General features: G+C 39.2%; 18 protein-coding genes. 3 read left to right on the forward strand and 15 right to left on the reverse strand.

Translation table 11 applies throughout. The annotated features are described in order from the left end of the window. Positions 1 to 40: 40 nt before the first annotated feature. From L1275_RS05750 to L1275_RS05770, 5 genes are all read right to left on the reverse strand, one after another. Complete coding sequence (locus L1275_RS05750) at positions 41 to 571, reverse strand: YceI family protein (protein ID WP_253470725.1); 531 nt, start codon at positions 569 to 571, stop codon at positions 41 to 43. A gap of 20 nt (positions 572 to 591) precedes the next feature. Further along, entirely contained in the window at positions 592 to 1,323 is a 732-nt protein-coding gene (locus L1275_RS05755) for a pirin family protein (RefSeq protein ID WP_253470727.1), read from the reverse strand. Positions 1,324 to 1,524: 201 nt separating this feature from the next. Further along, the gene (locus L1275_RS05760; protein WP_253470729.1) at positions 1,525 to 2,109 is read right to left on the reverse strand and encodes a Crp/Fnr family transcriptional regulator; all 585 of its coding nucleotides are present in this window, start codon (positions 2,107 to 2,109) and stop codon (positions 1,525 to 1,527) included. An 11-nt stretch (positions 2,110 to 2,120) separates the two neighbouring features. Further along, the gene (gene purT / locus L1275_RS05765) at positions 2,121 to 3,287 is read right to left on the reverse strand and encodes a formate-dependent phosphoribosylglycinamide formyltransferase (RefSeq protein ID WP_253470732.1); all 1,167 of its coding nucleotides are present in this window, start codon (positions 3,285 to 3,287) and stop codon (positions 2,121 to 2,123) included. Positions 3,288 to 3,410: 123 nt separating this feature from the next. Beyond that, positions 3,411 to 4,604, reverse strand: coding sequence for a pyridoxal phosphate-dependent aminotransferase (locus L1275_RS05770; RefSeq protein WP_253470734.1), 1,194 nt, complete (start codon positions 4,602 to 4,604; stop codon positions 3,411 to 3,413). A gap of 112 nt (positions 4,605 to 4,716) precedes the next feature. On the opposite strand from L1275_RS05770, the gene rsmG reads away from it, so the two are divergent. Further along, entirely contained in the window at positions 4,717 to 5,346 is a 630-nt protein-coding gene (gene rsmG, locus L1275_RS05775; RefSeq protein ID WP_253470736.1) for a 16S rRNA (guanine(527)-N(7))-methyltransferase RsmG, read from the forward strand. A 63-nt stretch (positions 5,347 to 5,409) separates the two neighbouring features. Here the strand turns inward: rsmG and L1275_RS05780 are convergent, their stop codons facing one another. From L1275_RS05780 to map, 8 genes are all read right to left on the reverse strand, one after another. Then, the gene (locus L1275_RS05780) at positions 5,410 to 5,628 is read right to left on the reverse strand and encodes a DUF5808 domain-containing protein (RefSeq protein ID WP_253470738.1); all 219 of its coding nucleotides are present in this window, start codon (positions 5,626 to 5,628) and stop codon (positions 5,410 to 5,412) included. A 383-nt stretch (positions 5,629 to 6,011) separates the two neighbouring features. Then, positions 6,012 to 6,881, reverse strand: a complete 870-nt coding sequence (locus L1275_RS05785; RefSeq protein ID WP_253470740.1) for a universal stress protein — start codon at positions 6,879 to 6,881, stop codon at positions 6,012 to 6,014. After that, entirely contained in the window at positions 6,881 to 8,476 is a 1,596-nt protein-coding gene (locus tag L1275_RS05790; RefSeq protein ID WP_253470742.1) for a BCCT family transporter, read from the reverse strand. The genes L1275_RS05785 and L1275_RS05790 overlap by 1 nt, the downstream gene beginning before the upstream one ends. Positions 8,477 to 8,809: 333 nt before the next feature. Then, positions 8,810 to 10,435 carry an L-glutamate gamma-semialdehyde dehydrogenase gene (gene pruA, locus L1275_RS05795; protein ID WP_253470744.1) on the reverse strand — a complete coding sequence of 542 codons (1,626 nt, stop codon included), beginning with the start codon at positions 10,433 to 10,435 and terminating at the stop codon, positions 8,810 to 8,812. Positions 10,436 to 10,547: 112 nt separating this feature from the next. After that, positions 10,548 to 10,934: a Co2+/Mg2+ efflux protein ApaG gene (gene apaG, locus L1275_RS05800; protein WP_253470746.1), complete on the reverse strand. Its 387-nt coding sequence runs from the start codon at positions 10,932 to 10,934 to the stop codon at positions 10,548 to 10,550. A gap of 68 nt (positions 10,935 to 11,002) precedes the next feature. Beyond that, positions 11,003 to 12,256 carry a DUF5103 domain-containing protein gene (locus L1275_RS05805; protein ID WP_253470748.1) on the reverse strand — a complete coding sequence of 418 codons (1,254 nt, stop codon included), beginning with the start codon at positions 12,254 to 12,256 and terminating at the stop codon, positions 11,003 to 11,005. 100 nt (positions 12,257 to 12,356) lie between these two features. Continuing rightward, on the reverse strand, positions 12,357 to 13,124 hold the full coding sequence (locus tag L1275_RS05810) for a class I SAM-dependent methyltransferase (RefSeq protein ID WP_253470750.1): 768 nt from the start codon (positions 13,122 to 13,124) through the stop codon (positions 12,357 to 12,359). 7 nt (positions 13,125 to 13,131) lie between these two features. Further along, the gene (map, locus tag L1275_RS05815) at positions 13,132 to 13,950 is read right to left on the reverse strand and encodes a type I methionyl aminopeptidase (protein ID WP_253470753.1); all 819 of its coding nucleotides are present in this window, start codon (positions 13,948 to 13,950) and stop codon (positions 13,132 to 13,134) included. Positions 13,951 to 14,254: 304 nt separating this feature from the next. Here map and L1275_RS05820 point away from each other — a divergent pair, with 304 nt between their 5' ends. Then, positions 14,255 to 15,520 carry an acetyl-CoA hydrolase/transferase family protein gene (locus tag L1275_RS05820; RefSeq protein ID WP_253470757.1) on the forward strand — a complete coding sequence of 422 codons (1,266 nt, stop codon included), beginning with the start codon at positions 14,255 to 14,257 and terminating at the stop codon, positions 15,518 to 15,520. Between the two features lie 327 nt (positions 15,521 to 15,847). On the opposite strand, the gene gpmI is transcribed toward L1275_RS05820, so the two are convergent. After that, positions 15,848 to 17,371 (reverse strand): 2,3-bisphosphoglycerate-independent phosphoglycerate mutase, encoded by a 1,524-nt coding sequence (gpmI, locus tag L1275_RS05825; protein WP_253470759.1) that lies wholly within the window; start codon positions 17,369 to 17,371, stop codon positions 15,848 to 15,850. 166 nt (positions 17,372 to 17,537) lie between these two features. On the opposite strand from gpmI, the gene L1275_RS05830 reads away from it, so the two are divergent. Further along, complete coding sequence (locus tag L1275_RS05830; RefSeq protein WP_253470762.1) at positions 17,538 to 18,284, forward strand: murein L,D-transpeptidase catalytic domain family protein; 747 nt, start codon at positions 17,538 to 17,540, stop codon at positions 18,282 to 18,284. A 159-nt stretch (positions 18,285 to 18,443) separates the two neighbouring features. Here the strand turns inward: L1275_RS05830 and L1275_RS05835 are convergent, their stop codons facing one another. Beyond that, positions 18,444 to 20,024 (reverse strand): murein L,D-transpeptidase, encoded by a 1,581-nt coding sequence (locus L1275_RS05835; protein ID WP_253470764.1) that lies wholly within the window; start codon positions 20,022 to 20,024, stop codon positions 18,444 to 18,446. Positions 20,025 to 20,258 lie beyond the last annotated feature (234 nt).

Here is a 20,258-nt window from a genome sequence, read left to right on the forward strand (position 1 = left end):
ATCTACAATTGGACACGACGCTTATTTTTTTGACTATAAATTATGCCAATACAAATTGTAGTTCGGCTTCTAGTTTTACTTCTTCACTAACAAGTACGCCTCCAGTTTCCAAAGCGGAATTCCAGTTTAGTCCCCAATCCTTACGGTTGATTTTCCCGACTACGTTAATCGCTAATTTAGTGTTTCCCCATGGATCTTTCATTTCTCCACCGAATTCCGTTTCCAAATGAACGATTTTAGATACGCCATGCATATTTAGTTCTCCTGTAATCGTGTAGTCATGTCCGCTTTTTTTACTGACTTTGGTAGAGGTAAAAGTTACTTTTGGAAATTGTTCCGCATCAAAAAAATCGGCACTCATTAAGTGTTTATCGCGATCTGCATTTTTGGTGTTGATTGAAGCAACTTCGGCAGTAAAGCTCAAAGCAGCGCTTTCAAAGTCTCCCTCATTCATAGTGATTTCACCTTTATAATCAGTAAAATTTCCTTTGATATTGGTGATCATCATGTGTTTGATCTTAAACTCAATACTTGAATGTGTGTTGTCGATAGTCCATTTTTGTTTGTTCATGGTATTTTGTGTTTTTTTAATTATTGATAAAAAGATGGTAGTTCTTCTGGAAATTCCATCAAGAGTAGTTGCGTGTTTTCTTGGGCAGTGATTTCGAATTTTTCGGTGTCGGTAAAACCTATAGCATCTCTGCGGTTGAGCTTTTGACCGTTGATTTCCAGTGAACCGGAGATGACAAAAACGAAAACAGCATTATCCGCTTTTTGCAATTGGTATTCCAATTTCTTGCCCGCATCCAAATCACTGAGGTAAAACCAAGCATCTTGGTGGATCCATACGGCATTTTCTGTTGGATTGGGAGTCAATACAGTTAATAACTGATTGTGCATACCGCTTTTGTCCATCGTTTTTTGCTCGTATCGAGGTGTTACATTAAGTGTTTTGGGAAACAGCCATAGCTGTAAAATCTCTACGGGTTTATCATCGTTTGCATTGTATTCACTATGCTCAATACCCGTACCTGCACTCATCACTTGGATATCGCCTTGGCGGATAATGGTGCCGTTGCCCATACTGTCTTTATGGGCCAAATCGCCGGATAGTGGAATGGTGATGATCTCCATGTTTTGATGGGGATGCGTACCGAAACCCATACCAGAATCGATAAAATCATCGTTAAAAACGCGTAATACACCAAAGTGTATACGATCAGAATTGCGATAATTGGCAAAACTAAAGGTATGATGAGATTTCAGCCAACCGTGATCGGCATAACCTCTTGAGGAATCTGAAAATAAAATAAAATTGCTCATATACTTGGTTATTTAAATATAGTGATAATAGTGTTAAAAAACAATGTTTTTTATATGTATCTCTTTATTTATTATTGTATAACAAATATATTAAGAATAATGCTTCTTCTGCTTAATGTAGGTTAAGAAATGGTTTCGTTTCTTTTTCTCGTCATTCGTGATTCGTGATTCGATTTTCGACTCCCGATTTTCGACTCTCGACTAACGATTATTCCCGAGCAATAATTTTCGTTTCATCTTACTAAAGAATTCTGGGGTAACGCCCAAGTAAGAGGCAATGTGAATCTGTGGTACCTTATCTTTTATGGTTGGATATTTTTGGCAAAAGCGTTCGTAGCGTTCTTCAGCTGTTAAGCTGAGGTTATCGATAATTCTTTGTTGGTTGGCAATCAGAGAATTTTCGATTAAGATTCGGAAATACCTATCGATTTTCGGTATTTGATCAAACAACAATTGTTGGTCTTCTTTACGCAAGCATAATACGGTGGTGTTTTCGATGGCTTCAATAAAGAGTTGTCCGGGTTTACCAGATAGAAAGCTATACATATCGGCCATCCACCAGCCCGATGTGGCCAAACTCAAAGTGTGTTTGACACCTTGCTCATCGATATTGTAACTCTGTAATATGCCATCGAGCACAAAAAAGGACTGATGGCATATTTCATTTTCTTTTAATAAAAGTTCCTTTGCTTTAAAGGTTTTTTTAGTGACTTTGGAGCAGAGAAAATCTTTTTCCTCCTCGGTAAGGTCTACGTGTTTTGCAATACTTTCTAAGAGTAAATCCAAGTTGATTGACTTTAATTGATTACGGTAATATGGCTTTTGAGTTCCTTTGCTCGGTCTACTAACTGTTCTACAGCAGCGTCTGGTGATCCGTAAGTCAATACCACACCCATTCTGCGATAGGGTCTAGCGGTAGGTTTGCCGAAAATTCGGAAATCCGACTGAGGTTCCGCCGCAATTTTTTCAAAGCCTGCATAGTTAGGGCTATCCGAGTTCGCCGTTGCGAGTATTACGGCACTTGCTCCAGCGCGTTCTAAGGTTATTTCTTTGATCGGCAATCCGAGTATCGCTCGGAGGTGTAATTCAAATTCATTGTAGTTTTGAGTGCCGGCTAAAGTAACCATGCCCGTATCGTGTGGACGTGGTGAGAGCTCTGAAAAAACAACTCCCTCTTTAGTTAAAAAGAATTCCACTCCAAATAATCCTGCGCCACCTAGGGCTTGGGTTACTTTTTGTGCCATGTCTTGTGCCTCAGTTAGCTGAGCCTTGGTAATATGAGCCGGTTGCCAGCTCTCTTGATAGTCGCCGCGTTCTTGACGATGGCCAATCGGTGAGCAAAACAAAGTAGGTAGCTGGTGTTGCGTTACCGTTAGTAAGGTAATCTCCGATTCGAAAGTAACAAAGGCTTCGACGATCACTTCAACAACATCTCCGCGAGATCCTTCAACCGCATAATTCCATGCTTTTAAAATGTCTTCGGTATTTTTAATAGTTGACTGACCTTTTCCAGAAGATGACATCAATGGTTTTACGACACACGGCATACCAACTTCTGCTACTGCCTTGGTCAATTCTTCAGCAGAGGTGGCGTACTGGTATGCGGCTGTTTTAATGCCTAAGGTTTTAGCCGCTAAATCGCGAATCGCCTTTCGATTCATCGTATAGTTCGCTGCTTTTGCAGATGGAACTACGGTGATTCCCTGAGCTTCATAATCGTAAAAACGCTCCGTTCTGATCGCTTCTATTTCCGGTACTATAAAATCGGGTTGGTGTTTGGCAACAATATGGTCTAAGGCGGCGCCGTCTAACATATTGATGACTTCAAAAGCATCAGCAACTTGCATGGCTGGAGCATTTTCATAGCTATCTACAGCAATGATATATTGACCGAGGCGTTGCGCTGCTATGGCAAATTCTTTGCCCAGTTCACCAGAACCCAATAAAAGGAGTTTTTTAATCATGATTGTGTTGTAATAGTAGTTGGTATAGTCTATGAGGGTTTAGGGCTGATAACAAGCCCTAAAAACCGATTCATAGGAATTTCAAATATACAAAAAAACCTCACTAGAGTGAGGTTTTAAGTATTAGTTACTCAAGGTATCTTTAATGCGCTTTAGCGCTTCTTTTAATTGATCTTCACTGGTGGCATAAGAAAAACGGATGCAATTTGGGTTTCCAAAAGCGTCTCCTGTTACCGTTGCTACGTGAGCTTTGTCTAATAGTAAAAATGAGAAATCATCAGCATTTTTTACTTCAATACCCTGTATGGTTTTACCAAAGTAATGGGATACATCTGGAAATACATAAAAAGCTCCCTCGGGAACATTTATTTTTAAACCCGGTATATCCTGAATTAAACCAACAACCAAATCGCGTCGGTTTCTAAATGCCTGAACCATTTCACGTAATACAGAAGGATCAGCTTCTAAGGCGGTAATAGTAGCTCGTTGTGCTATGGTATTGGCGCCACTAGTTACTTGGCCTTGCATTTTTGTACAGGCCTTCACTATAAATTCAGGTGCTCCAATATATCCAATTCTCCATCCCGTCATCGCAAAAGCCTTAGCGACACCGTTAACGGTGATCGTACGCTCAATCATCGTACCTATAGAAGCAATACTGCAATGTTTACCAGAGAAATTGATGTGTTCATAAATTTCATCAGCAACGACAAAAATATTGGGGTGTTTGTCTAATACCGCTACTAAGGCCGTTAATTCGTCTTTGCTGTATACCGAACCACTCGGGTTGCAAGGAGAGCTAAACCACATCATTTTGGTTTTATCCGTGATGGCAGCTTCAAGCTGTTGTGGGGTCATTTTAAAATCGCTCTCAATCGAAGTGGGAACTTCCACCGGAATTCCTCCAGACATTTTGATAATTTCAGCATAACTCACCCAAAATGGAGCAGGTAAGATGACCTCGTCTCCAGGATTGATCATCACTTGACCAATATTGTAGAGCGATTGTTTGGCTCCTGTAGAAACGATAATCTGGCTCGGAGTATAAGTAAGGTCGTTGTCTCTCTTGAATTTCTTAACGATAGCCTGTTTTAATTCTACATAACCATCCACTGGAGGATAAGAACTGTAGTTGTCATGAATGGCTTGGATAGCAGCTTCCTTGATAAAATCAGGGGTATTAAAGTCCGGTTCTCCTAAACTTAAACTGATGATGTCAATTCCCTGTGCTTTAAGCTCTCTTGCCTTGGCGGCCATCGCTAAAGTTTGGGAAGTGGATAGACTGTTTATTCTATCGGATAATAAATTCGTGCTCATTGGGAATCAAAATTAGTAATGACGCTCAAAGGTAATTATTATCTAGGAGATAATAGAAAGGAATAAAATTTTTTACACGTTAAAATGTGTACTTTTGCTAAAATTTTTTAGCATGGAAGAGATCTTAAAATATTTCCCCGATTTAACCGACGAACAGCTTACTCAGTTTAAACAACTCGAGGAATTATATGTTGATTGGAATTCGAAAATCAACGTAATTTCCAGAAAGGATATCCAAGAATTATACGTCAAACACGTGTTGCATTCTCTGGCTATTGCGAAGGTTATGCAGTTTTTGCCGGAATCGGATATTTTGGATGTCGGTACAGGTGGTGGATTTCCAGGGATTCCATTGGCGATATTGTTTCCGGAGACCAATTTTTATTTGATCGATGTTATTGCTAAAAAAATTAGAGTTGTCAATGAAGTAGCTACTGCTTTGGGATTGAAAAACGTAAAAGCAGAACAAAAACGCGCTGAGTTGGTCGAAGAAAAGTTTGACTTTATCGTCAGTCGTGCCGTTACCAATATGCCTGATTTTGTGAGCTGGATTCGTTATAAAACCAAAAGAGACAATTTACACGATTTAGACAATGGAATCCTCTACCTAAAAGGAGGTGACCTGACAGAAGAGTTAAAAGATTATCCTAGAGCCGTAGAATTTCCTATTGCCGATATCTTTGATAACGAATTTTTCGAAACCAAAAAAGTGGTCTATTTGCCGTTAAAATACAGAGGGTAATAACCGCTTCCACTACTTTATATATACCGATCCCTCCTTTGTAAGGGGGGATTTCGTTGACAACTACTTGAGATTTTCGATGAGGATTATGACGGCAATAACAATCGCTGTCATAACCAAGATGGAAGTCGCGTTTGCAAAATTGATCGTCCAACCCATTACCGGTATTCTCTTGGGGATGAATATTCTTTTGTCCTCGCGATTGTAATAGAAAACGCCCCATATCCAATTGGAAGGGTCGTTGTGCCATTGATGGTGTTTTCCTTTTTTATCTTCGCCCATGATTCCGTTGTTTATATTACAAATATAAGATATACAGTTGATTGTTGCAAGGAATTATATGCGAGAATGGAATGAGATTCTCGAGCTTTAATCCTATTTTTATTTAATAATTGTGTTTATAGGAACTTCGTCGGCAGATTTTATCCAGTTCCATGGATTGCTCAAAGCTTGTATATTTAAGATCATTCTCAAATAAGAATATTTGTGATTAATAGAAGTAACGTGAGAGGATTCGCGCGGTTGCTGAGAATTATTTTAAGCTTTGTATCGAAATAGCCGAAATACACTTTCGATTTTTAGATGTTTAAGTATAGCAGTGCTTCGTGAAGTGATAAAAAAAATGGTTTTGCGCGTAGCAAAACCATTTTTTAAAAGTTGAGATATTATTTTACAAACAACAGACAAGTATTGGTCGGTCTTTGAATGATGTCATTCGCGACACTGCCTAGAAATAAATCTTTAAAACCGGTCCTCCCTTTAACGCCGAGTATCATGATACTCGCATTGAGGCGTTCGCTTTGTTCGAGCAGGGTGGTGGGGATGCTTTTTTCTCCTGCGGCTATAATCTCGATATCGGAATAGGTCGCATATTTTTCATTCCAGTCCTTTTGTCTTTTTGCAATATCTAGATCGGTCGCTTCTTTGATTCCCTTGGCTGTGATTGTCGGTAAAAAAGCCCAATTGAATTTGGATATATAAACGGCTTTATGATTGATTTTTTGGCCTTTAGAGTTGTTTTTAAATCGATCGGCCCAATTCATAATTGTGGTGGTGTATTTGGAAAAGTCAATCGCATCAATAATTGTGGTCAATGGACTGCGGTAGGTTTCGGGTACCATCAAAATAGCCGACGGAAAAACGCGAATCAGCTTTTGTGCGAGTCCACCGTTGCCTACAAAACTTTGTTTATTGCCCAGTACCAGCAAATCAAAGTGTTCACTTTTAAAGAGATTCATAAAGGCTAGTTCGGAATAGTTCTCCATTTTCACCCGTATTTCAAACTCGTATTCCGGTTCGGTGTTTTGAATTTGATCTTGCAATCGCTTATTGATCTGGTTGGTGATGCGATCGGTGTTTTGTGGTGTTAAAAAGTCTTTAGGCAATTCGCCCATCTTGATGTTATGGATAAAAACCACCTTGTCGACGGTCAATATCTTGCATAGTATTTTAACGTATTCGATCAAAAATACATCCATGCTCGATAGATCCAGACCTATTAAAATACTTAGTTTTTTGTTTTGGGTTGCGGTCATTATATGTCGTTATTATTTTGTTCGTCAATCAGTTCAGAGATGATGTCTTTGTAACTGCGTTCTTGTTTGGATTTGAGTTGTTTGTTTTGTCGTTGCAGTTCTTCGTTAAGTCCTTTGTGTAGGCTATAACACATAATTAGTATAATTACAGCAAAGGGGATACCTGTGATAATCACCGCGGTTTGTAAGGCGCTAAGCCCGCCTCCCCACAATAAGATAATGGCGATAAAACCCTGTAGGAAAGACCAAAATATTCGTTGCCAAACTGGAGTGTATTCTGCATTTCCAGAGGTAATTCCGTTGACCACTAAGGAGCCGGAATCCGACGAGGTAATAAAAAATACAAAAATTAGGATCAGTGCAAGAACAGAGAGAAAGCGCGTGAATGGGAAATTTTCTAGAAACACAAAGAGGGCCGTAGACATATCGTCTTTAACCGCGGATATCATGGTCAGGTCGCCTTCAAGTATAAAGTGTAAGGCGGTTCCGCCAAAGATATTCATCCATAAAAGAGTCACTAAGGACGGTATGATTAATACACCGAGAATAAATTCTTTTACGGTACGCCCTTTAGAGATGATCGCGATAAAACTACCGACAAACGGAGACCAAGCAATCCACCAGGCCCAATAAAATATGGTCCAGCGGTTTTGCCATCCGCTATTGCTAAAAGTGTCGTTCCAGGTGCTGATATCTATAAAATTCGCCAGATAGGAACCGGTGTTCTGAATATAGCCTTTGAGAATAAACAAGGTCGGTCCGAGTATGAATATCAATGACATCAGTATCAGTGCTAAAATCATATTACCGGTGCTCAGTAATTTAACACCGCGATTTAATCCCGATACAACCGATATGGTGGCAAAGGATATGACAACCAAAATCATGATGGATTGAATCAGTGGTGAGATTTCCCAACCGAATAAGAAAGTAAAACCCGCACTGATTTGCGTAACGCCCAATCCGAGTGAGGTGGATAGTCCAAAGATCGTAGCTAATGCGGAAAGTATATCAATGCTGTGTCCACGCCATCCGTGTATTTTTTCGCCCCAAAACGGATAGAACAAAGATCGAAACGACATGGGTAGGTTTCTGTTAAACGAGAAAAAAGCCAAGGCTAGTCCGACAATCGCATAGATCGCCCAGGCGTGAAAACCCCAATGGAGGCTAGTGAAGTTCATCGCTTGAATAGCGGTTTGCACGGCATCGCCAGCTGGACGAGGAGCATCACTAAAATGCGATACGGGTTCGGCCACACTATAAAACATGATTCCGATTCCCATTCCTGCGCTAAACAGCATGGTAAACCACGAAGCCGTGGTAAATTCGGGTTCGGCCTGATCTCCGCCCAACCGTATTTTTCCAAATTTGCTAAACGCGAGATAGACGCAGAATATCAAAATGATATTGACGGCAATGACTAGAAACCAACCGAGGTTTTCCGTGATCGAAAGCTGGGTTTCGGCAAACCATTGATCGATGGATTGTGAAAATAATAAACAAAGGGTTAAACTGACTGTGATCAGGATAATTGTCGTGAAAAAAACCGGTGGATTGACAACTAGTTTTTTGTTTTCGATGAGTTTTTTTAACAAGAGTTATATTTTTAAAGATTAAACGATATAACCCAGTACTTTTAATTTCTCGGGTTTATGTGTGGTTTTTTATGTAAATTACTGAAAAAACACCACATTTGTGTTAATTAGAAGGAGAAATAAGTATAATAGTTTTTTACACTACAACTATGAATCATACTGTGGTGATAAAAAAGTACTGAATAATTGGTGAAAGCGCATTAACGGGTCGTTTGTTGGAAACAAACATCAGGAAGTTAAGGCGATATAAAATCGACGCTAAATAATCAATAGGGTCTGAATGATTTATAAAAGATAACAGCTAGTTCGAAGAACTAGCTGTTAAGGAAAAGTTTATCCTAAAAAAGGATATTTATAGTCAGTTGCTGGGATAAAAGTCTCTTTGATTGTTCTAGGAGATACCCAACGGATTAGATTTAAAATAGATCCAGCTTTATCATTGGTTCCCGAAGCTCTTGCTCCACCAAATGGCTGTTGTCCAACTACAGCACCCGTAGGTTTGTCGTTGATGTAGAAGTTTCCTGCTGCATTGCTCAAGGCTTTAGTAGCCTGAACGATCGCGTAACGATCTTGACTGAAGATTGCTCCTGTCAAGGCATAAGCAGAAGTACTATCTACTAATTTAAGGGTTTCTTCCCATTTCGCATCTTCGTAAACGTAGATGGTTAATACCGGTCCGAAAAGCTCTGTTTTTAAAGTTTCGTACTGTGGGTTAGTAGTCAAAATTACGGTTGGCTCAATAAAGTATCCAACAGATTTGTCATACTTACCTCCTAAGATTACTTCGGCATCACTGTCTTTCTTAGCTTGTTCAATGAATGAAGCCAATTTGTCGAAAGAGCTTTCCGAGATTACTGAAGAGACAAAATTAGTAGGGTCTTGTGGTGTTCCCATTTTGATGGTAGCCAAGTCCTGAGTCATTTTTTCTTTTACAGCACCCCAAAGTGAAGCTGGAATATACGCTCTTGAAGCGGCAGAACATTTTTGTCCTTGGTATTCAAAAGAACCTCTTGTTAAAGCGACAGCTACTTCGATTGGATCAGAAGAAGGGTGTGCTACTACGAAGTCTTTACCACCAGTTTCTCCAACGATTCTTGGGTATGTTTTGTAGTTGTTGATGTTTTGTCCAATTTTAGTCCACATACTGTTGAAAACAGAAGTCGAACCGGTAAAGTGGATACCAGCAAAATCAGGGCTAGCTAATAAAGTATCCGTAATCATTGCTGAATCACCGTAAATCACGTTGATTACTCCGTCTGGAAGACCTGCTTTTTTGAAAACTTCAACGATAACATTCGCAGAGAAAATTTGAGTTGCGCTTGGTTTCCAAACAACAACATTCCCCATCATCGCTACAGACGCAGGTAAGTTACCTGAAATAGCAGTAAAGTTAAAAGGAGTAATAGCATATACAAATCCTTCCAATGGACGGTGCTCTAAACGGTTCCAAACTCCATCGGTAGAAGTCGGTTGTTCCGAATAGATCTGAGTCATGAATTCCACGTTAAAACGCAAGAAGTCAATAAACTCACAAGCCGCGTCAATCTCAGCTTGGTGCATCGTTTTAGCTTGAGCAATCATCGTAGCAGCATTGATTTTTGCGCGGTATGGACCAGCAAGTAATTCAGCGGCTTTTAAGAAGATTGAAGCACGGTGCTCCCAAGGCATTTCAGACCAATTTTTACGCGCTTCCAAAGCCGTAGAAATCGCTTTCTCAACATGGCTTTTTTCAGCTAAATGGTATTGACCTAAAAGGTGCTTATGATCGAATGGAGGGTGAAGTGTTTTGGTTTTGCCCGTTTTGATTTGTTCACTTCCAATAAATAGAGGAATATCTACCTGTTGGTTATATTGTTCCGTGAATGATTCTAAAACTGCTTCTCTTTCTTTAGTTCCTGGAGCATATGATTTAACGGGTTCGTTAAATGCTTTTGGAACATTATAAATTCCTTTAGGCATATGATAATAAATTTAATAGTATTAATAATATAGAATGCAAAGGTACGATTTTTAACTCAAAGAGGTTGGTATTCTTCAGTATTTCTCTGAAGAAGCAAGCTGGTGTGTTACTTTAATTAAGTGCAAATGGGGCACTTAAGCGGAAAGTAGGGATGTATACTTTAAAGGAACGGGTGGTGGTAAAATTGATCATACCGTAAAAACCGCGCATCGCTCCAAAGGGAGAGGTTAACAAACAACCCGAAGAATAGCTGTGCGATTCACCGGGTTTTAATACCGGTTTTTTTCCTATAACTCCCTCTCCATCTACTTTTTCCATATCGTTTAACGCATCAAAAATCTCCCAATGACGCGAGTGCAATTGCACCGAATCCTTGCTTTGATTTTCGATGGTGATTTCATAACTGAAGGCAAAATGAATTTTGTGGTTTTTGAAATACGTGCCTTCAAAATCAGTCTTTACGGAAATTTTAATTCCTTTAGTAATTTGAGAAACCATAATTATAGATTTTGAAAAGTAGAACTATCCAAAAGTAGCAAATAATTAATTACGAGACAATTAAAAAATTAATATATTATATTTTCAGAATTTCCTTCTCCTATGCCAATAACACGATCGTATAAATCGTTGTTGCCGCGATAGTAAACCAATACTTGATATTGATTTTCGGTTTCCGCAAAGTTTCCGTCTATAGGATCTTCTAAGTCAATGCGTTGGTTGTTAACCGTAGTGTATTGGAAGTTGGTAAAACCTTGTTTGATCAATAGTGCTTTTTCGTAGGCTTGGGTTTCGGCGTTATAGCTCATTAAATTATCGGATGTAAATTCGTAATTGTTAAACATACCGGTGATGTAGATTTGTTTTTTACCAAAAGCTTCAGGGCTAACCAAGGTAAAATAGATCCAAGTGTAGTCTGCTTCTATGCTGGCATTGTCACGGTTGATGTTGCGCGGATAAAAACTTCCATTGATATCGGGAAAAAAGGTATAGGGTTTGTTGGCTCGTGGTAGGTTTGGATACAAATGGGTATTATATATTTCATCTGCCGTAACCTGTCCGATCATGTTGTTGTTGCCTCGGATGTCTTTATTGTCAAAATTGAGGAATTCATTACCACCCCAGAACTGGGTTTCTTTATTGTATTTGTAAATTAAATCTGTACCGATGGTGTATTGGGGTTTGATTCTGGAAATGGAAGTAGCCCATTGTCCGTTTTGAAAAATATAAACCTTAATGTTTTGTACCGGGTTTTGATAGGTCTGTTCGCCCAGTTTAATGGTGAAGTCGACATTCTGTTTTGTGGTAAACGTTCCCAAATCGCGTGATCTTTTGATCACTACCGGTACGTTGACCAGCTCTTCATACACAATAAATTTTCTGCGGATCATCACTTCCTCTGATCGGTTGGTGATTTCCAGCACGTAATTACCGCTTTTTAGGATGTTGTATTTCGAATTGGGAATAGTCAGATTGTAGTGAGAGTATAATTGTAAGGTGTTGAATGAATTGGCATAAGAGGCAATACGTTGGTCGTCCATACCGTCCAAATAATCGATTTTACTCAATTGTGACGGGCTCCAATCATAGTTATATTGGGTGATGTTGTAATAATAATCAGATTCTCCGGCCAGTAAATCATCAAATTCAAAATTAATCGATGTTCCCAGTCGAAAAAACGGAACCACTGCTTGATTATTTTTCATAAACGCAGCAGACTTGATATAATTGGATGTTTTTTCTTGTATGTTGTTCTGTCCTTGGGCTTGAATGCTAAAAACAATTAGGGCTAATAGGCTTATTTTGATTTTGGAATATAACATAGAACCTTGATTTAAAGCGAATAATAGTCACAAATATAGACTAATTGTTGCGATTCAAAAATAGAAATGCAGCAGAAAATTAGATTTTGATAAAATTATTTTAAGGTTTAAAACAAACCGGGATGATTTCTCCGGGAGCCAGACAATATCTCTCGATTTCATCGTTGCTCAATAAAGCGGTATAGTCCACTTCGTTTACAACAAAACCAATGGATCGCAATTTATTGAAGTAATCGCGTCCATATATCCGAACGTGGTCGTACTGACCAAAAACACGAGCGCGTTCTTGGCGATCTGTTATGCTGTTGTCTTCAAAGGTCACAGCGCGGTTTAAATCTTGCGGAATTTGAAAAATACCCATTCCTCCCGGTTTTAAAACGCGAAACAGCTCTTTCATTGCCTGAGTGTCATCTGGAATGTGTTCCAATACGTGATTGCACAAAATGACATCAAAAGCATCGCTTTCAAAAGGTAGGTTGCAGATATCGGCTTTGACATCTGCCAAAGGAGACTCTAAATCGGTTGTGATATATTCTAAATTGGCCTGTTTTCTAAATCGCTTGTAGAACGCTTGCTCAGGAGCGAAGTGCAGTACTTTTTTGGGTGCGGTAAAAAAGTCGGTTTCCCGATTCAGATACAACCACAAAAGCCGATGACGCTCTAACGATAAGGTGCTAGGGGATAAAACATTTTGACGTTGGGTCGCGTATCCATAGGGTAGAAAAGTTCGGAAACTTTTTCCATCAATTGGATCTGTATAACGATCACCTTTTAAATATAACGCCAAAATGGGTCGAACAACATAACTCAACCGAATGAGTATCGGTCGAGGTATGGTATTCAGTATACTTTTGAAAATGCTTTTCATCGGTCTTTTATAGAACTAAAGGGATGGCTCTAAATTCGTCTTCTTCATTACTTGTGATTCCCAAAGCTTGATAGATATAGGCAAATGTAGAAAGCAATTCCGGTTTGCCATTGACTAAGGCAACATCGTGCTCAAAGTGAGCGCTTGGTTTACCGTCTCTAGTGACAATAGTCCAACCGTCTTTTAATTGCTTGATATTTTTAGTTCCCAGGTTAATCATCGGTTCGATGGCAACGGTCATTCCTTCTTGGAATTTTTTTCCTTTACCTCTTTTTCCGTAGTTAGGCATTTCTGGACCTTCGTGCATTTTGCGCCCCAATCCATGACCAACTAATTCGCGAACTACACCGTAACCTTCGGCTTCTGTATATCGTTGAATAGCACTTCCGACATCTTCAACGCGATTGCCAATACGGAATTCGCGAATACCTACGTAAAGTGATTCTTTTGTGATTTGTAAAAGTTTTTTAACCTCCGGAGCTACTTCACCGATTTCAAAGGTGTAAGCATGATCTCCATAGAAACCATTCATAATGGCACCGCAGTCTACCGATACGATGTCGCCTTCTTGAATAGGACGATTCGTAGGCAAACCGTGAACGATTTGTTCATTGACACTGGTTAATAGGGTCGAAGGGCAGTCATACAATCCTAGGAAACCTGGAATTGCACCGTGATCGCGAATAAACGCTTCCGCCATTTTATCTAACTCTAGAGTCGTTACGCCGGGTTTAAGTTCAGTAGCTAACATTCCAAGTGTCTTGGAAACGATTAAAGCACTTTGACGCATCAACTCAATCTCTTCTGAAGTTTTTATAACAATCATATCGAAAATTTTTCTTAGTGCAAAAGTACAACTTTTAGTGTGAATTGAAAATGTTCTATATCAACTGTTTTTAGATGGAGCTTATCTTTTTAGAAATGTTTATCTTTGGTAGAGAACACAACTAAAATGGGGTGTTTAGTTTGAACGGGATAGGCAGTTGTAAAACGGATTTTCGAATTGGAATTGGAAGGTTGGTTTTGAACGAAATACCGATGTGCTTCATTTTCGATCTATTGGGAATTGATATCAAAAAATAGCTGGCGAGAAACGCAAAATTGCTTTAGGAATCAAAAAAACAAAATATATGAAGTATGTATCAGCTACAGAGGCCGTACAGGTAGTGCGCTCTGGAGATCGAGTTTATGTTCACGCGGCGGCGGCAACACCTGTGATTTTAACTCAAGCCTTGACCGAGCGCGCAGAGGAGTTGCGCGGCGTTGAGATGTGTCATATTCATACGGAGGGACCAGCACCTTATGCCGATCCAAAGTATATCGAGAATTTTCATGTCAATTCTTTTTTTATTGGTAAAAATGTGCGACACACCATCGCAGCGGGAAACGGATCCTATACACCGGTATTTTTAAGTGAGATTCCACAGCTTTTTAGAAAGGGGATTTTACCGTTGGATGTGGTTTTTATTCAGGTTTCACCGCCCGATTTACATGGATATTGTTCGTTAGGAGTTTCTGTAGAAGCTACTGTTGCGGCTATTGAATGTGCGCGTATTGTGATTGCACAGGTCAATTCATTTATGCCGAGAACTTTTGGTGACGGGGTTATTCACAGTTCCAAAATCAATTATGCAGTGGTACATAACAGTCCGATTTACGCAGCGCCCACATTGGCGATCAGTGAGATTGAAAATCGCATCGGTGAGCATGTGGCCGGTTTGGTCGATGATAAAAGTACCTTGCAAATGGGAATTGGATCCATACCCAATGCGGTATTGTCTAAATTAACTAATCACAAGGGATTGGGATTGCATACCGAAATGTTTTCAGATGGCGTTATAGATCTTATCGAAAATGGCGTAATTACCTGTGAAAACAAAGGTGTGATTAAAGGCCGTGTGGTTTCTACTTTTCTAATCGGATCAGAACGACTGTATCGTTTTGTCGACAACAATCCATTTATAGAAATGAAAGAGGTTTCCTATGTCAACGATACTTCTGTGATTCGTAGAAACCCGAAAATGATCGCTATCAATTCAGCTATTGAAGTTGATGTGACCGGACAAGTATGTGCCGATTCCATCGGTTCGAAAATGTATTCTGGCGTTGGTGGTCAGATGGATTTTATTCGCGGTGCTTCCTTGAGCAACGGAGGGAAAGCGATTATTGCACTGCCATCCGTAACGGCTAGAGGGGAAAATAAAATTGTCCCTTTCTTAAAACACGGGGCAGGAGTAGTAACCACGCGTTCGCATATACAATATGTGGTGACCGAATATGGAATTGCCGATCTATACGGAAAAACCCTGTTGCAAAGGGTTAAAGCTATGGCAGAAATAGCTCATCCCGATCATAGAGAGTCCATTCTTAAAACCTATTTTGATCAAGTAAAATAGGTTTTTTTGCCTATACGCCTATACGCCTATACGCCTATACGCCTATACGTCTATACGTCTATACGCTGATAGGCGAATGTGCGAATGGGCATATAGGCTTTTAGTTGCTGATGTACCTATACTTGAGTGTACATATTCGCGTATGTGCAAATGACATATAGGATTGTTCCTTTTTACGTGTCAGGGCGAATACGCGTATGTGCGAATGGGCATATAGGCTTTTAGTTGCTGATGTACCTATACTTGAGTGTGCGTATTCGCGTATGTGCGAATGGACATATAGGCTTTAAGTTGCAGCTACGCAAATGGGCGTATAGGCGTATGTGCCTATACGCTTATCAACGTATTTCTTGTCATGACCGCTGGTTTTTCCAATCCCATCAAATCCAGTATTGTAGGAGCGAGGTCACCCAAAACACCATCGTGAATGTGTTTGATATCGTTATCAACTAAAATAATCGGAACGGGGTTGGTGGTATGAGCGGTGTTTGGACTTCCGTCTGCATTGTACATGGTTTCGCAATTTCCGTGATCGGCTAAGATAATGGTTGTGTATCCGTTTCTTATTGCTGCTTCGACAACGCCTTCTACGCATTTATCAACGGCCTCACAGGCTTTAATTGCCGCTTCCATGATTCCCGTGTGTCCAACCATATCGCCATTGGCGAAATTAAGGCATACAAAATCAACTTCTCCTTTATCCAATTCTGGGATTAAAGCATTTTTAAGATCATATGCACTCATCTCGGGTTGTAGATCATAAGTAGCTACTTTGGGTGAAGGACACAAAATGCGCTGTTCCCCTTCAAAAGGAATTTCTCGTCCACCTGAAAAGAAAAAAGTAACGTGTGGATATTTTTCTGTTTCAGCAATGCGGATTTGTTTTTTGTGATTGCGTTCTAAAACCTCACCTAGGGTTTCCGTCAGGTTGTCTTTGTCGTAGATCACGTGTATGTTTTTAAAACTATCGTCGTAATTGGTTAAGGTGACAAAGTACAAGGGCAATTTGGTCATTCCGAATTCGGTATAATCTTGCTGCGATAAGACACTGGTTAGCTCTCTACCGCGATCAGTTCTAAAATTAAAAAACAAAACCACATCTCCTTCCTGTATGGTAGCAACGGGCTTGTCGAACTCATTCGTCATGATGAGGGGTTCTAAAAACTCATCGGTAACGTTGTTGGCATAACTGTCTTGGATGCTTAAAACGGCATTTTTACACGGCATTCCGATGCCTAAAGTTAAGAGATCATAAGCTTTTTTTACTCTTTCCCACCTTTTGTCTCTATCCATGGCATAATAACGTCCTATAACGGATGCTAATTTTCCAGTGGATTTGTCCATATGACGCAATAATTCGGCTATGTGATGTGCACCTGATTTTGGGTCGACATCTCTTCCATCGGTGAAAGCATGTACAAATACATCTTCTAATCCGGCCTGATGTGCAGCATCCAATAAACCATATAGGTGTTTTTCGTGTGAGTGAACACCTCCATCAGAAACCAATCCCAGTAAGTGTACCTTTTTATGCTGCTCTTTAGCGTATTTAAAAGCCTCTTGTAAGGCGGGTTCTTTTGCGATGGATCCGCTTTCGACAGCCAGATTAATTTTAACCAAATCTTGATAGACTATGCGACCAGCGCCTAAGTTCATATGACCTACTTCTGAATTTCCCATCTGACCTATCGGTAAACCTACGTTTAAACCATCGGTCAAAATAGAGGCATTGGCATATTTAGTATAAAGGCTATCTATAAAGGGTGTATGTGCTTTTTCTATGGCAGAAACCTTTGGGTCTGGAGACTTTCCCCAGCCATCGAGAATCATTAATATAACTTTTTTGTTCATGTTTATGGTCTTCTTGTAGTTAGTGATTACAAAAATACGCATCCTGATGTAATTATACTTCATTAAAAATTAGAATGTTAAAAAAACAAATTTTTCTGTTATTTATAGTGCTTGGTATGAATTTGTTTTTACATTTACGTTTTAAAAATAAAATGTAAAGGAGAGAATGACAATGTATTACAAACTTTTACCGGTGGTTCTGGTGGGTATTTTCGCATTCAAATGGATCGATACCGATGAACTAAAAAACAGTGCAAGCGCTGAAAACATTACAAAAAACCATGTTGAACATATAGAAAATAAAGAAGCAACTTTTGACGAAGTGGCTTTGACTGCCTATGAAACTTTAAATGTCAAAACCTTTTCGGCACCTTCGTTAGTCAGTTTTAAAGAAGCTTTAAGAGGGTTTAAAAAAATGAAAAAAGAAGGCATCATTAAAAAAGATGTATTAACCATAATTGATTTTAGCTTGTCTTCGACACAAAAACGCATGTGGATTATCAATATGGTAACCAATGAGGTGATGTTGCAGACCGTGGTTTCTCATGGAAGAAATAGCGGTTCCGAATTCGCTCAGAAGTTTTCGAATGCAACAAATTCATTTATGAGTAGTATCGGTTTTTACAAAACGGGTGAATCTTATACTGGAAAACATGGGTTTTCATTGCGATTGGACGGACTGGATAAAGGCTTTAATGACAATGCACGCAATAGAGCTGTTGTTATTCATGGCGCGGATTACGCTTCAGAAAATCTCGCTAAACAACAAGGACGATTGGGGAGAAGTTTGGGATGTCCAGCAGTCCCTTTAGAATTGAGAACCGAGATCATCAATATGATTAAAGAAGAATCTTGTTTGTTTATCTATTACCCCAATCAAGAGTATTTGAATAAATCGTCCTTTTTGATATAGTTCATAAGGGGTTTGGCAATTGCTGAATTGCAGGCCTCATTTGTTTAAGAAGCCAGTATATTGTTTGCTGATTTTATAGATAAACCAATGGTGTAAAATTGGTTTTAACACTAAAAAAAAACATCCTTTTGTTTCTAGCAAAAGGATGTTTTTTTTATATTAATTTAGTTTGGCAGCTAAATCGTCGTCGAGTTTGTAAATGTCTTGACGAAACTGTATACCGTCTTTGCTGTTCCATGCTGTCCAATAGAATTGATGGATTTCAATGCTTTTCTTTAATGGAATATGTTGGGTCTTTTCGGTCTTGACAATTTCTTCCAGTTTTGATTTGTTGTAGGGATTATTTTCTGTCTTAAGAATATAATCTGCTAAGTCAAAAGGATTCTGTACACGAATACAACCCGAGCTCAGGTCGCGATCGTCCTTGTTGAAATTGTTGGTATTATTGGTGTCGTGTAAATAGACCATATGGTTGTTTTTAAAATCAAATTTGATTCTACCTAAGGAGTTTGACTTCCCAGGTTTTTGCACATAACGATAGCTGGAAGCACGCTCTGGATTCCAATCCTGTGCACTGACTACATTGCCTTTGTTGTCGTATATAGTAAAACCGCGACTGGCAAAATACCCTCTGTTCTTGGTTGCTGCTGGTGTTAAGTCGTTTTTAAGTATGGTTGGTGGTACAGTCCATGTTGGATTGATCACTAAACCACTAAATTTAGATGATAATATCGGTGTTCTTCTAGCGGGTTTTCCCACTATAACTTTATGTCTTTGTATGGTGTCGCCATTGGATACGACAACCAAGCTATAATCGGGAATATTAACCAATACATATTGGGTTCCGAGGTCGCGAGGATACCATCTCCAGCGCTCTAAGTTGGCTAGTACCTGGCTGATTTTTTGAGCTTTGTTGTGATTTAAAACCATTACAGTCTCCTTGTCCAATAAACCGGTTTCATCAAGACCATTTCTAACCTGAAAATGTTTTAAACCCGCTTCGGTTGCCTTGTTAAATCGGGCACTGTTCTCTTCGGCTGGTAAATCCCCCCAATAGATCAAGCGCTTTTTTAATTCCGCAATTTCAGGTAGGGAATCGTTAATCTTTATTTTACGACCCGTTCCAAATTCATCAAAAGAATCATCGGGTAATTTTCTCAACTCCTTTAAAGCACTTCTCAAACCGTTGTAAATCGCATTTTTGGGGCGCAAGCTATCTAAGGATTGTTCGATGGCGTTGTTCTCCAATGCCAAGTGCATCGTTGCTCCGGTGTTTATTTTCTTTGGATCCAGATCCCAATCATTATATAACTTTTTAGGATTTAAACGACCGTTATATAAATCATTGGAAACCTTAAAGAAACTCTCCGAAAACAAAATATCGGTAAGTACTTTTTCGCTATCTGCAATCTTTGCATAGGCGTCGTTATTTTTCTTTAAACCTGCCAGATCATAAGGCGAGTCATCCAATCCGTCTTCGTGTATTTTTTCAATGGATTCGATCAAAGCACTTCTGTTGGAGTCTAAGGCCCAAACGGTTTTAAATTGATTGTATCGATAAAAGCGTAACAACTCCGGTGATTTATCTTTGAGCAACAGACTGTCAAACGCAACTGCCGAAACAGCGTCGATAGGAGATAGCTCAATAGTGTCGTTAGTGACTACACTTACGGGATGTTTTATTTTTTGACAACTGATAAGACCAAAACAGGCAAAAGTGAGCAGCATAAAATATTTCATATCCAATTTGTATTTTTATCTAAAATAATTAAAAAAAATGAATAATACATCATTTGTTAAGGGATCTTTTGTAGATTTCCTTTTGTTTTCGCGTTTTGACCTTGAAGTGAGCGGGTTAGTTACTGACTGATTTTTACGGTTTTAATCGATAAAAACCGCTTAGAGTTGTTAAATTATATATAGTGTTTGTCAGCTGTTGAGAATCGCTTAGTTTTGCACAACTAAATTTTAGGA

Origin of the sequence: Flavobacterium sp. HSC-61S13 (genome assembly GCF_024171535.1) — a bacterium.
In the GTDB taxonomy this organism is placed as follows: Bacteria; Bacteroidota; Bacteroidia; order Flavobacteriales; family Flavobacteriaceae; genus Flavobacterium.

Bases quoted from the DNA above. Each gene is read 5' to 3' on its own strand.
- L1275_RS05820 (WP_253470757.1), top strand. From the start codon at position 14,255: ATGAAGTATGTATCAGCTACAGAGGCCGTACAGGTAGTGCGCTCTGGA.
- rsmG (WP_253470736.1), top strand. From the start codon at position 4,717: ATGGAAGAGATCTTAAAATATTTCCCCGATTTAACCGACGAACAGCTT.
- L1275_RS05830 (WP_253470762.1), top strand. From the start codon at position 17,538: ATGACAATGTATTACAAACTTTTACCGGTGGTTCTGGTGGGTATTTTC.
- L1275_RS05770 (WP_253470734.1), bottom strand. From the start codon at position 4,604: ATGAGCACGAATTTATTATCCGATAGAATAAACAGTCTATCCACTTCC.
- L1275_RS05755 (WP_253470727.1), bottom strand. From the start codon at position 1,323: ATGAGCAATTTTATTTTATTTTCAGATTCCTCAAGAGGTTATGCCGAT.
- L1275_RS05780 (WP_253470738.1), bottom strand. From the start codon at position 5,628: ATGGGCGAAGATAAAAAAGGAAAACACCATCAATGGCACAACGACCCT.
- L1275_RS05810 (WP_253470750.1), bottom strand. From the start codon at position 13,124: ATGAAAAGCATTTTCAAAAGTATACTGAATACCATACCTCGACCGATA.
- L1275_RS05805 (WP_253470748.1), bottom strand. From the start codon at position 12,256: ATGTTATATTCCAAAATCAAAATAAGCCTATTAGCCCTAATTGTTTTT.
- map (WP_253470753.1), bottom strand. From the start codon at position 13,950: ATGATTGTTATAAAAACTTCAGAAGAGATTGAGTTGATGCGTCAAAGT.
- pruA (WP_253470744.1), bottom strand. From the start codon at position 10,435: ATGCCTAAAGGAATTTATAATGTTCCAAAAGCATTTAACGAACCCGTT.
- L1275_RS05785 (WP_253470740.1), bottom strand. From the start codon at position 6,881: ATGACCGCAACCCAAAACAAAAAACTAAGTATTTTAATAGGTCTGGAT.
- gpmI (WP_253470759.1), bottom strand. From the start codon at position 17,371: ATGAACAAAAAAGTTATATTAATGATTCTCGATGGCTGGGGAAAGTCT.
- purT (WP_253470732.1), bottom strand. From the start codon at position 3,287: ATGATTAAAAAACTCCTTTTATTGGGTTCTGGTGAACTGGGCAAAGAA.
- apaG (WP_253470746.1), bottom strand. From the start codon at position 10,934: ATGGTTTCTCAAATTACTAAAGGAATTAAAATTTCCGTAAAGACTGAT.
- L1275_RS05750 (WP_253470725.1), bottom strand. From the start codon at position 571: ATGAACAAACAAAAATGGACTATCGACAACACACATTCAAGTATTGAG.
- L1275_RS05835 (WP_253470764.1), bottom strand. From the start codon at position 20,024: ATGAAATATTTTATGCTGCTCACTTTTGCCTGTTTTGGTCTTATCAGT.